Genomic DNA, 13585 nt, shown 5'->3' with positions numbered 1-13585 from the left:
TGTGATTATGGGAGGGGAAAGAGATTAAAAATGTCCTTGAACAAATTAAAAGAGTCCGTATACAGTATTTTTCCATCTACTTATAATTATCAACAACAGGATCAGCAAACTCTGACCTGAAATTTACTTGATTCTTTTTCGAAAGAAAGCATCATGACTCCGTTGATTCCTCCTCAATGTCAGTAAATTCCCCCTTCAACTTTCAAATTCCCATTACGTTTTTTCATTTCATTAATGAATAATTCCTTATCGACTGGAGAGATAATGACACTCCCCAAGATTCCTGTCTTATAGTGAACTTCCAATGCATCTTGAGAAAATAAGATTTTATAACCTACCCATATATTAGGGTTTCTTGTAATTCTGGTTATATCCCGGTATTGAATCCTGGACTTAAACAACCCACCCTTTACAACCAAATGGTCTTGTAACAATACATACTTTATATCGATGGCTATCCAAGCTAAAAATCCCGTTATGATGATATCCAGAATGATGACAGTTAATAGCTCACCTGCTTTCGGCGGTGAGAAGATCAGGGGGACAAGGAAGATCACATTAATAAATAATAGTAATCCCACCCACAAATTGATAAAAAAGCGATCTCTTTTGGTTTTAAAGGTCATTGGCGAAGTCCCTCCTTTAAACTAAAATTCCGAGCAATTTATATTCTTCAGACACATTAGAAGTACAAATTAACTCTACCCTGTTATCAGTGAATGAAATAGAGTACGTAACCACGTACGGTGTTTCAATGTACACTCTCGTAATGATTAGTTTGTTTGCTTCCTTCCAACAGGCATGAGTAACTACCTCTTGTTGATGTAGAGCTAAATCCTTAACAAATAGATCACTTGAGGTGACTAGACAATCCAATTCACATTTATATGACTTAACAGTCTCGTCCTCATAGGTCATTTGAAACTCTACGTGCTCATCTTTTGAAAAAAAGCTAAGCTGCGAGATATGCTGGGGATTATCCTTTAATGAATAGTGACGGTCTTGTAATTGTATGCAATTGATAGATGGCGACTGCGGTTTGGTGAACGGATAAGTCATAGCTGAAAGATATTTCTGTAACGATTGCTGATCAGCCTTACTTTGCAGAACATCTTTGTTTATATTCCCGAGGATATGTTCATAAAAGAGATCGAGCAGTGTCTGAAGCTGTTTCATACTTGAGAAGCTTGATGTACCTGCGATAACAATATTGGATTGTGGCGCTACAAAGCAAAATTGGCCGTACCCGCCATTCCCCATGAAGCATCCATCACGACACAAGAAAAACTGATACCCATAGCCTTGTGAGAAATCAATTCTTTCTTCGTCTCTTCTTGTATCGCTTTGCTCTTTGGTTGCCAGATCTATGTAGGACTCTGAAACAATTCTTTGTCCATTGAATACCCCTTTGTTAAGCAGCATCTGACCGAATTTAGCTATACCTTCGGTTGGAATACTGAGTCCCATTCCTCCAGCAGCAACACCCATCGGACAAGTTTCCCACGATGGTCGTGAGATACCCAAGGGCTCAAACAAGCGAGGCATGAGATAATCGGTTAAAGGTTGGGCGGTAACTTTTTCGATTATAGCCGATAACATGTAGGTTGAATGTGTACTATAGCGGTAATAGGTTCCTGGCCTATGCTCTACTTCAGCCGATAAAAATGCCTTAACCCAATCGGTTTCTTGTGCCACATAGCCATAAATATTATCATGATGACCAGCATTCATGGATAAAAGATGATGTATCGTCATTTGCGACAAGTTCTCCGATATCGAATCTGGCAATTTGTCTGGAAAAAATGATATAACGGATTCACTTAAGTCCAGGTATCCTTCATCTCGAGCAATTCCGATTGCAATGGATGTAAAGCTCTTGCTGAGTGAAAATAAGAGTTGGGGACGTTCTTTACGATAAGGCTTTCTATAGAACTGAGCCGTAGCTTTGCCATTTTGCAAGAGAACAAAACTATTTACATGGAGATTTAATTGTTCCATACGTGAGAAAAACATAAGTAATGACCTAGAAGAAAGACCATGATTCTCTGGATAATCCGTTTGTATCTCTTTCATCAAGATCACATCCTCTTTTCGGATCCTATCCCTCGTTGTTGCTTTCTCCTTATATCTACTTTCACTTATATGGGAAGCAAGATATCGACTTTCAGGAGCATCATCAGGTTAAGGTATTGACACATTATTCATTTTAAGTCTATCAAACTCATAGATCGTTCGAAGATAAAATGGACTGTTTGTATCATCCCTTTGAAAAACACCCATGTACCCAACATCATGAAAAATAACATATTCCATATCAATCAATGGTTCAGGACGATTGGATTGCCAATAATAATGTAATTCCCTTGGGGCCTCATACCATAACCAATCTAAGTCTTTAATTGCAATATTTTTATGATTGAGAGCCCATATACTGAATGTAACATGAGGATCTTCTATTCGTATTTCGGACGCGGGATTTTTATCTTTTAAACCTTCTGCAGCCGTTTTAAGCACAGCATTAATATCTGACTCTGAGGAAAAATTAGATACGGATTTAATTTGATTAAATTCATTTGAATAACGACTAGTTTGAGAAATTTCTTTAATTTGGTTAAAAGTAATCTTAGGGGCGTAGGAAATGGCATAGACGGAAATCAATCCAAAAATAAGAGCTTTTGATAAAGGGAAGTTTATCTTCTTTTTCACATACAATAATGCAATTATAAAACCAACAGGAATCACCAAACCAAAGAGATTGACAGAAAATTCACAAACGAAATACACCCCAATAACCATTAGCCAGTTTTTTGCATCCATGGTTTTTCTTTGGTCAACATACGACACTAATAATAAAACAAGGAAACTAACCCAAAGAATTAAACCCAACTATCATCCCTCCTTCCATTCTTAAATCAAGAATCAAGTCTGAGCATGTGATAGTTATTCTTAATGTAGTTATAGGCCGAATATATAGTCAAAATCAAAGCCATATACATAAGTATTTCATCGACTGGAATTGCTGTGATGAAGCTGAATGGGTCGTCTTTAATAAATGCACCCGCACAAGCGGCAATCTCTTGCTCTTCTTCAATAACGAAATGTTGAGCTTTTCGAAGCTAATCTACCTATCATCGGGATTCACCCTTTTTTAAAAGTAGTTTGTTTAAAGTATACGTATTCTTCAGCTCTTCACAAAACCCTTTATAAATAACTAACCTCCTTTGATTCTGGACTTTTTCAGTGGCCTCAGAAATCAGGGCGGCCTTTTGTGATTGACTAAGACAGACATAATTTGTTGTGAAGAAAATAAAATTGACAATCAAATTGTTTGTCGAATATAATACAAACAGAGAATTTAAACAATTGTTTAAAACAAACGTTTAAAAAAGATAACTAGGAGTGATGACAAAATGAAACAGGCATTACAAGCACTTATGAAGCGCCCTACGACAATGGTAGGCATTATTACGGCAATTATGTTCCAAGTTATATTTTCAGTTATTTGGATGACAGGATATAATGGTATAACGGATCGTACTGATCAATTAAGCATTGCGATTGTGAATGAGGATCAACAATTGGGACAACAAGTCGCGGGCAAGCTGGAGAAAGAACTCCCTTTTCAAATGTCACAGATTGATAATCTGGAAGACGCGAAACGTCAGTTAGATGAACGCGATTTGCAAATGATTATCTATATTCCAGCGGATTTCACATCGAAAGCATCTGCAGCAGATAGTCAAGCAGCAGTGAAATATTTTATTAATGGTTCGAATCCGGCATTAATTAAGAGCATTATGAGTGGAGTTGCAACGACAGTTACCTCTCAGGTGAATCAAAATGCAGTAGCCGCAGGGGTAGAGTCCGCTCTAGGAGCTGCTAATATGCCGTCTGAACAGGCAGCAGCAGCAGCACAGGGATTGTCGTCGCGTGTAACGAGTGATATTCAAACAGTAAATGCAGTAAAGGGAATGAATAATCAAATGGCACCGATGATGTTGGTGCTGGCTTCTTTTGTCGGTGCAATGATCATGGGAATGAATATCGAGCAGTCAGCAATGGCTATTCGAGCGCATGTTGGACGTTGGAACCGATTCGGTGCAAGGAGTGTAATTAATGTATTGGCTGCAATCATTGTATCTCTGGTTGGTTCGTCGCTAATTGTAGCGTTCGGCGGGCAGACTGAACAAGGATTCCTGCAACTGTGGTTGTTCCAATTTCTATTCGTGGTTACTTTCATGTTTGTATCCCAGATGTTCCTGTATCTATTCGGTCTGACCGGCATGCTGTTTAATATTATTTTATTGTCGGCGCAGCTTGTTACATCCGGTGCTATTGTGCCGCGTGAATTGCTGTCGGGCTTCTTTGTTGGACTTGGCAACGTACTTCCAGCTACTTATGCGGTTGAAGGCGCGATGAATACACTATTTGGTGGGCCAGGGGTAGGAAGCGAAGTGGGTGCACTTCTTCTGATTACCACAGTGGCGATCATAATTAGCGCCCTTGCTGTTGCACTAAAACGTCAGCCAGTTTTACAGCCATCCGGGGTTGTTGCGAAACAGAGCTAATTTAGAAGGAGGAATAGAATGACTATACCTGATAATGATAGTAAAATGCGAATATTGCTGGCTGCAAGGAAATTGTTCGCGACTAAGGGATTCGATGGAACGACAGTGAGGCAGATATGCGAAGAAGCAGGTGTGAATGTTGCACTCGTGTCCTATCATTTTGGCGGTAAGGAAAATATGTTTCCTGCATTATTTGATTCATTTTTTTTCCCTAATGAAATGATTGCGGCTATGGACCGAGAGATGGATCCATTAGAAGGGCTTAAATTTATCATAAGTGAAGTTACACGGTTTCGTGGAAAAGATCCAGAGCTAATAAGCATCATTCAGCAGGAAGTCATAATGAATACACCCCGCGTTCATAAAATCCGGGAGCATGTAGTACCGATATGGAATTTACTGCAGCATTGGCTTGTAGAAGGACGCAAACATGGCGTATTCCACTATCGTTCGCTCGATACGGCGTTAATGTCGACCGTCGGAACGCTGTTATTTCACCAAGATTCAGACTACTGGAAAGTAATGAAAGTTGATGATCAGGTCTCAATTGATGAGATGATTGAGGATATCACTGCTTTTATATTAGGTGGATTGCAGGTTAAGGGATAAATGATTCGAGGCCAATGAAAAACTTACGGTTTTTAGAAGCTTTCAAAAAAAGGACGACCATCAATTCGATTTTTGAATTGAAAGTCGTCCTTTTTGATTAGGTTTTGGGTCTTCTTCGGCTCTATTTGCATGTGCATACCGAAATTGTCTATTTCCATATCCTCTCTACACACTCCAATTGATTCTGATTAAATGTCATTCGGTATATATCAGGTTTCGAGGTGGAGTTCCAAAACTCAAATCCGTACTTATCGTCATAGTGATTCATTATGATGGTCATTATATTGCCATGTGTACCTATGACGATATTGTTCCCCCGTTGTTCCTCTAGAATTCTCTCAATAATGGGTATAGATCTTTGTTGTACGCTCCTTGTCGTTTCTCCACCCTCTAAAGCGAAATCCTTATCAACAAAGGATTTACGTATTGCTTCATAAAGTTCATCCCATGGCGCTTTATAATCCAAGCCTTTGATCGGTCGCTCGACGAGCTCCTCGTACTCTACAATAGGTAAGCACTTATGCTCCGCTATGTATTGAATCGTTTGCTTCGCTCTAGTATAGGGACTCGATGCCATATAATGGACATCAATATCCGTGAACAATCTGGCGACTCGCTTCGCGGCTGCAATACCTTCTTCCGAAAGCCCCCGAGTTCTTTCTTGACCAAATTCAAAAGGTGACTCTGCATGCCTTACCATATAGATGATTGTTTTCATTTATATCCTCCATTCCGTGCTCCCATAAGATATATATTCATACGAATTCAGGAATTCCCCGAAGTTAATAATGGTTCATACATCATGATCGCGTGATTCTCAGTGATGAACTCGTCGCAGATCAGTTCATTATCCATATTGAACACTTTTCTGAATATCGTATTATGCCTACTATAACCACCCCAATACTCTTGCGTGATCCAGTGTTCCTTTTCATAGACTTCATAAGCTCTTGTTTCTGGAAGATCCGCTCTCCATTCCCCAACTAAATGGGTGTCAGTCAAATAAATAACCAATTGGTACGTTTGATTGGTTTGATTCTCGATCTGCAAATCCAAATAGTTATAAGCGCATGTTGCCCCGCTTCCAAAGGGTTGACTGCGCTGCGAATCAGGAAATACATCATAGCTGTGTCGATATCTCTCTGTAACCGTTAATGGAGAATGAAGCGTCATCCAATAGATTAAATTTGATAGCTGACACAAGCCACCTCCGATACCCGTTATCACCTTCCCATAAAACAAAATCATGCCGTCCACATACCCTTTTCTTTTGGTGGTATTGCCAATAAAGCGCCAATAAGAGAAGGTTTCACCTGGTTTAATTATGATTCTGTTTAAACGTTTCGAAGCAATATGCAGGTTCTTTACTTTATTGTGCTGCAGCCACATATCTACTTCTTTCAGCTGCCTGATTAATGGGGTCTTATGTTCAGATATGATATGTGGAAGTAGAGCGTTCTCATTTCTTGTAGTAGCGAATTTATTTCTACGCGCATACCAATGCCAGTAGCGTTTGAACCGAAAATACTTTTTCCCGACATAGATTCTGAGTGAGCTTCTATTTATTGGTTTTTGCACATTCCTCTCCTTTTTAATGAAGAATACGAGAATATACAGCACTTCCTCCCCTGCCTATAACTTCCAAAAAATCCTATTATTCATTTTAGCTCAGTTTGGCTACTATTCCTAGATTGTTTGTACGATTATGTTATGAGGAGGGAGTGTGTAGAAAAGCTTCAGGCAGAGGCGTTTGAGAACTTTTTGAGGTCGTTTAAGTAAGAGTATGTAATAAGAAAATAAGCAATTAAAAGCCTTTCTACTAGACGAACATAGGCTTAAAGAGAATGCTAAGCGACCTCCTCCCGGTAGAATACCGAGAAGCGATCGCCGCTTAACACGCTCTATTATTGCTGTTCACTTATCGGGTGTTATTGACCTAACATTAATCAATTTTTGAATCCATGGTTTCCAAGATATCCTTAATAATACGGTAAATTAGTTTTTTCTCCTCTAAGCTTCGATGATAAAGTAACGAATTTATCGTCTCCAATAATTGTGCATTCTCAAAACTTGAATATTTGGAATCAATTTCATGGAATTGGAACATTTCAGTAGGAGTCACATTCAGACCATTTATAATTTTTTCCAATGTCTCGATCGAAATATTCCGATCCCCTCGTTCTACGGAGCCGATATAAGAGGCATTAATCCCCGCTTTTTCAGCTAATTCCTCTTGCGTTAAGTTATTAATTTTTCTCAAATACCGTAATCTTTCTCCGATTAGTTTTAGTAACAAGAACTACCACCTCTCTACCAGATTAGAGAAGCAGTGTAACCAAAAACAGAGCATATTATTCACTAATTCATTGATAATCTTGCTTATATGCACTAAAATTAAATTAAACTCAAAATTCCCTAAGATTAAACTTTAGAGAGGAGAATGGTATTAAAATGTATTATGTTAATGTTGTTTTAGGTCCAAAAAACAAAAGTCGACCAATTTATATTCAAGGTGATCCCATTACACCAGATTATTATTTATTCGATGATTATCTCTTTAATGAAAGAAAACATATGTACTTAACTTCATTTTTAAAAATGCAAAGCATAATGGGCGAAACAGCTCATACCGCCCATATAAATCTGTATTTATTTCAACTAGATATTTTATCGTCCGGAGCAATTGATGGCTTTATTTATTACCAATTCCCCTCTTGCAGAAAATTACTGGTTTGGATTTCTGATTTCCAGAACAAAGATAGTAAAGCATATAATTACTTTCAACATAATTAGTGCCATGCCATCCGCCAGGAGCAAAGTCCCCCCTTCCCCTTGGTCGCCATCACTGCCGCTGACTTGCCGCGTGTTAAATCTTAACCACTTTATCTGAGCCCTTTTTCCGCGATATGCTCAAGCATTTTGACCAATACGGACCAATCAATGACTAAACCGGACTGATCCGGAACATCCTTAAAAATAGCATGAATTTCATTAGTCATGTCATCCGCCATCCTCTCCATCATTTTCTCAAACTCAATCTCCTGAAGCTCTAGACGACAATTGTATCCTGCTTTGTAGATTATTTTTCACATAGACGACAGATCCCATTCAACTGTAAACTAATAAACATTTTTTAAAAAGCTGTTGCTTGTGAAATAGAAGAGAGATGATTATAATTCTTTACAGTAAGTTAATTATACAACAAAGTGTTTATTAGTTTCATGATGAATTTGAAGGGATTGAGCATGATGAGTAAAGATTTAGCCTTTGATAGCAGTTCCATTAAGAAAGGCCCCCTATTGTTTGTTATGATTCTGGGGACGTTCATCGCCGTTTTGAATCAGACCATTATGAGCGTCGCGACGCCGGAGCTGATGATCGATTTTGACATCGCAGCATCTACGGCTCAATGGCTGACAACCGGCTATATGCTGGTTAACGGTGTTCTTATTCCGATCACCGCATTTCTAATGCAAAGGTTTACGACCCGTGAGCTTTTTCAGACTTCCATGATTGTTTTTCTCGGTGGAACCATTGTTTCAGCATTGGCGCATAGCTTCGACGTATTGCTGGTTGGCCGTCTGATTCAAGCAGCTGGAGCAGGTATTATTATGCCGCTGCTAATGACTGTCGTTCTGACCATTTTCCCTCCCGAAAAGCGTGGAGCAGCGATGGGAATGGTCGGTTTCGCTATTATCTTCGCTCCTGCTATCGGGCCTACACTCGCCGGTTATGTCATTGAGCATTATTCATGGCGTACGATGTTTTATGGAATCATTCCGTTTGTCGCTATTGTTATCGTTATTGCCTTTATTTATTTGAAAAATGTGTCAGAGCGAAGTTATCCCAAGATTGATGTTTGGGGTGCCATTCTCTCAACAATCGGATTTGGTGCTCTTCTTTATGGGTTTAGCAGCGCTGCGAGCAAAGGCTGGTCAAGTGCGGAAGTGCTTGTATCTATAGCTATAGGCGTGGTTTTATTGGTTCTGTTCGTTTTGCGGCAGCTGACCACTAAGAGCCCTCTTCTTGATCTCAGGGCATTCAAATACAGTATGTTCTCACTGACGACCGTTATTAATATTGTGGTAACGATGGTCATGTATGCAGATATGATGCTGCTTCCGTTATATTTGCAGAATGCTCGCGGATACACTCCTATGGAGTCTGGACTTCTGATGCTCCCTGGTGCGCTTCTAATGGGCTTTATGATGCCGGTGACAGGAAAGCTGTTCGATCGGTTTGGAGCAAAGTGGCTGTCAATAATCGGTATGATTATTACGATCGCAACAACAATCGGTTTCGTTAATCTGACCGATTCCACAAGTTATACGTATTTAGTTCTGATGTCCACAGGACGACGCTTCGGAATGGCTATGTTCCTGATGCCGATCACAACAGCAGGCCTTAATCAACTGCCTGCAAGACTGAATGCGCATGGTACGGCTATTTCCAACACCATTAAACAGGTTGCCGGCGGGATTGGTACCGCGCTGCTTGTCACAGTTATGACAACCAGTACGAAGACTCATTTTAAGGATATGATGGCCGCTGGTGGTACAGGGACAAAAGGGCATATGTTAATGGAGTCGACGATTCAGGGTATTAATGATGCGTATCTTGTCATTGTTGGAATCGGAATTGTCGGTCTGCTGCTTTCTTTCTTCATTAAACGTACCGGGCAGGTCGAGGAAGAGGAAATCGGAAACCTGGACCGAACAAGAGTTAGGGAAGCATAAGAAGAGGATAGGATGCAACACAAGGACCCAGCGTATACGGATGATCAGGTTCCTTTTCGTTAGAAGAACATGCGAAAGAGCTTCTCCGCTTCGTTAAGCTGGAGAAGCTCTTCTGTGTGAAGCGGGAGCATGCAATGGCATCATGGAGCCGCCCCTTTAGTTTGTATATCAGGCTTCAATAGGCATCATGATTGTAAATTCTGGATCTTTTATATAAGGGTCGTGATTCATAGGATATTCCTCAAAATGAGTAACATCTCCCTTATGCAGCTGATAGCCCTGATTTTCAATCCATGCATATATATTTTGATAAGAGGCATCAACATTTTGTCCTCTTTTGTGCTCGCATTTTGCATAGGTCAATGTAGGAACCACAATACTTGTCATACCTTCTGGCATATGTTCTATCCTTTTGACTTCAACGACTGCATAGTGAGTAAAGCGCCCCTCTTGGACATGATAGGATAATCCTAAGAGAGTATCCGGATGCACAACATTCTGTATTTCTTGTAGGCGATTCTTTAATTCCGTTTGGATGACTCGAATTCCACCAGCCCCTGCTTCAGCAAAAGTGCCTTCCCACTTCAACCCTACCGCATGAAAAGATTCAATTGTGACTATTGTTAATTCATTTCTCTGTTCCACATGCATCGCCTCCCAGTCCCTTTAAAAGGGTAGATTACTTGTCAGAAAAACTTTCCCCTTATTCCTCCCCAATGATTCGGCAGCACGAACAGCCTCCTGTACTTCCAGTAGATCGTAACTAGAAGCTGGTCTCATAAGTGTCAATTTCTTCTCCATTATCATGGATATCAAGTGGCTAAATGTTTCTTGCCAAGCTTGAATAGTTACCTGTTGATTCCAATGTCGCAAATGAAATATCTTCATCTTTATTTTGTCTCTATTTGTTATTTCCGACCAAACAATAGGAATGCCTGATAATAGACCTATGGTTAAAAAAGTACCGCTAGGGCGTATACACATGGCTAAATCTGTACCAGAGGACCCTCCGACAGAATCAATAGCAGCATGAACACCTAATCCATTCGTCAGCTCCATAACAGTCTGATATAAAGGTGTTTCCGTTGAATTAATGACACATGAAGCACCCAGCTGAAGTAACTCCTCCGTATAATTATTATTCCTCGTAACAGCAATAAGCCGAAAGCCAATAATCTTAGATAGTTGAGCAAAGAGGCGACCAATAGAAGAGCCGCCAGCATTTATAATTAAAACATCGTCTGGTCTTAATTTTAATACTTCTGTACAAGTAAGCCACGCCGTTAGCGGGTTTATATATAATTGGGCGGCTATGTAATCATCAATAGAATGAGGGATGGGAACCGCTAATTCGGCGGTTGTTTTAACATATTCTTGCCATGTACCTTCCCCTCTTAGAGGCAGCACACGTTTACCAATAAGCTCTTGAGAAACAGAGGGGCCTACCTCTTCTATAATACCGACCCCTTCATAACCAGGAATAGCAGGTAAAGAAATCCGATGAGAATAGGCTCCTCTAATTGGGATGAGATCAGATGGATTGATAGGGCAAGCGGTCATACGCACAAGGACTTCTCCAGCAATAGGCAGTTCAATTCTTTTATTTTCAACTTTTAATACATGCCCGGGATCTCCAAAATGATAGAATTTAATGCATTTAACTTTCAAAATAACAGTCTCTCCTTCTATTATGCGTCCCCTTCATCCTCAGGAGATGGCCAGCCACCCCACAGATTGGATAGATGGCCGTCTGGATCGCGAAGCGTAAAGCTGTAGCCTCCGCCTTTTTTATAGATCATCTCACCCGTTTGAATGCCCTTCTCCTTGAGTTCTTCATATACGCTATGAATGTTCTCTACCTGCAGAGAAATAATAGGCTGAAGCTGCCCAGCGCTGTTGGTGAAATCCAGATTTGGAACCTTCGGACAACGAATCAAACCAAGCCCCACACCGCCTACATTCAGCCAAGCCTCATTATCCCCTGGTTGAAAATCGAACGTGAACGGAATTCCGAGGTTCTCCCGATACCACTTCACGGAGATCTCCAAATCCTTTACCGGTAATTGAACCACTGCACAATTGCTCACTTTAACAGCCACCGCTTCCAGCTCCTTCATTTTGTTGTTGATTTTACCCTGCATCTGTAGAAAATGTTTGAATTGGCCCTTCCCAGTCGTCCTCTCTAATTTCCCGATAGTTGTTATTTGTATATTTTCCAATTATCTTTCTCCAAAAAGCTTGAGCTGGTTTGTTTGTTTCGATTTGACCAACTTTCCATATGCCGCTGAATGTATTGAATAATTCGGTAGACACATGCTGACCTACTCCTAGTTTTCTATATTTCTTCATGACAAAGAACTCAGCCACCGAATAAATGGTTTGGTTATGTTCATTTGTACCAACCTCTCTTACTAATGCAAACCCAGCCAGTTTTCCATCTACTCGAATGAAAAATGGATGTCTGCCCTCTTCCGTCCAATATTGATCCAGATACCTATATCCATATAAGCCATTTTCATTAACATCTTCAGGTTCGAATTCGCTAAAATCATAATTATAGAGCTCCAAAAGATTCCTTAACGTCGATTTCTGATCATACTCCACACTATTAATCGTTATCATATCTATGCTCCTTCCTCGACTAATCAGGAATGATTGCCCAATCTACCTCTGAGTTCTTACAAAACGGGTTCCTTCATCTTTCTGGTTCCCTACTAAGTCTTTCTCTTCAATAATGAATTGATTAAACGGCTCTGTATGAATTCTCACGAAATTCACCACGATGCTGATATTATCAAGATAGAATGAGTTAATCCCCTTAGGCTTTAATTGCCGATCACCAAAAATAATCAAGTGGCCCTCTTTTATCTCAATATGGATATCAACATTCATCTCTTCATTTCGATAAATTCCAGTATATTGTTGTAGTTCAGAGAGAGGAACAACCGGATCTGGATCATATGACCATCCGTAATAATTCAATATTTTACTGTGGTAGGTTGTCCAATCCCAATTCGTGTTTTCGATTGCCAGCGTATTTAGACTGCACTTAGAATAAGCAGAAATGGCAACCTGTGCGTATTCATACAAAAAGTTAAGATGTACATCTGGACCACAATCCCCTTGATTCGCATAGTAGGGCTCGTGTTTATATTGCTCATACGTTTTATTCAGCCAATTCCTGCCTCCTCTAGTATCCATCATTCTATTGATTCCTATGTTTGGGTCATCCTGATATAGATAGATCAGACTACAATTCATATTGGTTAATCGTGCGTATATCTTCTCAATAAATTGTACAATTACTTCTCTATCAATATCCATATGCAACAAGTGAAGAATGGGGCTTTGAAATAAAGCAGATTCCATTACAATAGTCGTTTCAGTATCTGATTGCTCACTCAAGAATTTATCCCAATTCGTAATATACCGTTCCATCCAATCCTTGTAATTAGTAATAGGCTCTTGAATGAAAATCGGATGTTGAAAAGTAGATTCATGAAAAAGTTCTGTCTTTAATCCATTCCTTTCAGCTTGTAAGGCAATAAACCTTGCAGTTGTGGACTTTCCAGAGCCTGGAATACCTTCTATAAGTATAAGATTCACAATACTTCCTCCCTCTGATCTCTTAATTCGGGTTCCTTTTCAAAATTAATGCCTGTTTAACAAAGT

At 39.8% G+C, this 13585-nt stretch carries 15 protein-coding genes; 4 read left to right on the top strand and 11 right to left on the bottom strand.

Going from position 1 to position 13585, the window contains the following annotated elements; translation table 11 throughout:
- Window positions 1-179: 179 nt before the first annotated feature.
- From EKN16_RS28520 to EKN16_RS28510, 3 genes are all read right to left on the bottom strand, one after another.
- Window positions 180-626 carry a PH domain-containing protein gene (locus tag EKN16_RS28520; protein WP_125664568.1) on the bottom strand — a complete coding sequence of 149 codons (447 nt, stop codon included), beginning with the start codon at window positions 624-626 and terminating at the stop codon, window positions 180-182.
- A 16-nt stretch (window positions 627-642) separates the two neighbouring features.
- Window positions 643-2073, bottom strand: a complete 1431-nt coding sequence (locus EKN16_RS28515) for a serine hydrolase domain-containing protein (RefSeq protein ID WP_125664566.1) — start codon at window positions 2071-2073, stop codon at window positions 643-645.
- 108 nt (window positions 2074-2181) lie between these two features.
- Entirely contained in the window at window positions 2182-2886 is a 705-nt protein-coding gene (locus EKN16_RS28510) for a hypothetical protein (RefSeq protein WP_125664564.1), read from the bottom strand.
- 524 nt (window positions 2887-3410) lie between these two features.
- Here EKN16_RS28510 and EKN16_RS28505 point away from each other — a divergent pair.
- Window positions 3411-4568, top strand: a complete 1158-nt coding sequence (locus tag EKN16_RS28505; RefSeq protein WP_125664562.1) for a YhgE/Pip domain-containing protein — start codon at window positions 3411-3413, stop codon at window positions 4566-4568.
- Between the two features lie 18 nt (window positions 4569-4586).
- A complete protein-coding gene (locus tag EKN16_RS28500; RefSeq protein WP_125664560.1) occupies window positions 4587-5177 on the top strand; it encodes a TetR family transcriptional regulator in 591 nt (196 codons plus the stop codon).
- A 148-nt stretch (window positions 5178-5325) separates the two neighbouring features.
- Here EKN16_RS28500 and EKN16_RS28495 read toward each other — a convergent pair whose 3' ends face one another.
- The 3 genes from EKN16_RS28495 to EKN16_RS28485 all read right to left on the bottom strand — a co-directional run bounded on the left by EKN16_RS28495 (window position 5326) and on the right by EKN16_RS28485 (window position 7473).
- Window positions 5326-5895: a histidine phosphatase family protein gene (locus EKN16_RS28495; RefSeq protein WP_125664558.1), complete on the bottom strand. Its 570-nt coding sequence runs from the start codon at window positions 5893-5895 to the stop codon at window positions 5326-5328.
- A 47-nt stretch (window positions 5896-5942) separates the two neighbouring features.
- Window positions 5943-6773 (bottom strand): VanW family protein, encoded by an 831-nt coding sequence (locus EKN16_RS28490; RefSeq protein ID WP_375782102.1) that lies wholly within the window; start codon window positions 6771-6773, stop codon window positions 5943-5945.
- A 346-nt stretch (window positions 6774-7119) separates the two neighbouring features.
- A complete protein-coding gene (locus tag EKN16_RS28485) occupies window positions 7120-7473 on the bottom strand; it encodes a helix-turn-helix domain-containing protein (RefSeq protein WP_125664554.1) in 354 nt (117 codons plus the stop codon).
- A gap of 155 nt (window positions 7474-7628) precedes the next feature.
- On the opposite strand from EKN16_RS28485, the gene EKN16_RS28480 reads away from it, so the two are divergent.
- Window positions 7629-7970 (top strand): hypothetical protein, encoded by a 342-nt coding sequence (locus tag EKN16_RS28480; protein WP_125664552.1) that lies wholly within the window; start codon window positions 7629-7631, stop codon window positions 7968-7970.
- A gap of 455 nt (window positions 7971-8425) precedes the next feature.
- Window positions 8426-9913 (top strand): DHA2 family efflux MFS transporter permease subunit, encoded by a 1488-nt coding sequence (locus tag EKN16_RS28475; protein ID WP_125666757.1) that lies wholly within the window; start codon window positions 8426-8428, stop codon window positions 9911-9913.
- A 168-nt stretch (window positions 9914-10081) separates the two neighbouring features.
- Here EKN16_RS28475 and EKN16_RS28470 read toward each other — a convergent pair whose 3' ends face one another.
- Genes EKN16_RS28470 through EKN16_RS28450 form a run of 5 tightly spaced genes read right to left on the bottom strand, consistent with a single transcriptional unit; the run spans window position 10082 to window position 13519 of the window.
- Window positions 10082-10564 carry a GyrI-like domain-containing protein gene (locus EKN16_RS28470; protein ID WP_125664550.1) on the bottom strand — a complete coding sequence of 161 codons (483 nt, stop codon included), beginning with the start codon at window positions 10562-10564 and terminating at the stop codon, window positions 10082-10084.
- Window positions 10565-10579: 15 nt separating this feature from the next.
- The gene (locus EKN16_RS28465) at window positions 10580-11581 is read right to left on the bottom strand and encodes a zinc-dependent alcohol dehydrogenase family protein (protein WP_125664548.1); all 1002 of its coding nucleotides are present in this window, start codon (window positions 11579-11581) and stop codon (window positions 10580-10582) included.
- Window positions 11582-11601: 20 nt separating this feature from the next.
- A complete protein-coding gene (locus EKN16_RS28460) occupies window positions 11602-12054 on the bottom strand; it encodes a VOC family protein (RefSeq protein WP_232016061.1) in 453 nt (150 codons plus the stop codon).
- On the bottom strand, window positions 12044-12535 hold the full coding sequence (locus tag EKN16_RS28455) for a GNAT family N-acetyltransferase (RefSeq protein WP_125664546.1): 492 nt from the start codon (window positions 12533-12535) through the stop codon (window positions 12044-12046). Before EKN16_RS28455 ends, EKN16_RS28460 begins: the two co-directional genes overlap by 11 nt.
- A 42-nt stretch (window positions 12536-12577) precedes the next feature.
- The gene (locus tag EKN16_RS28450) at window positions 12578-13519 is read right to left on the bottom strand and encodes a P-loop NTPase family protein (protein ID WP_125664544.1); all 942 of its coding nucleotides are present in this window, start codon (window positions 13517-13519) and stop codon (window positions 12578-12580) included.
- Between the last annotated feature and the right edge of the window lie 66 nt (window positions 13520-13585).

It is taken from the genome of Paenibacillus baekrokdamisoli, from assembly GCF_003945345.1.
Lineage (GTDB): Bacteria > Bacillota > Bacilli > Paenibacillales > Paenibacillaceae > Paenibacillus_Z > Paenibacillus_Z baekrokdamisoli.
This window is presented reverse-complemented; position numbering and strand designations above follow the sequence as displayed.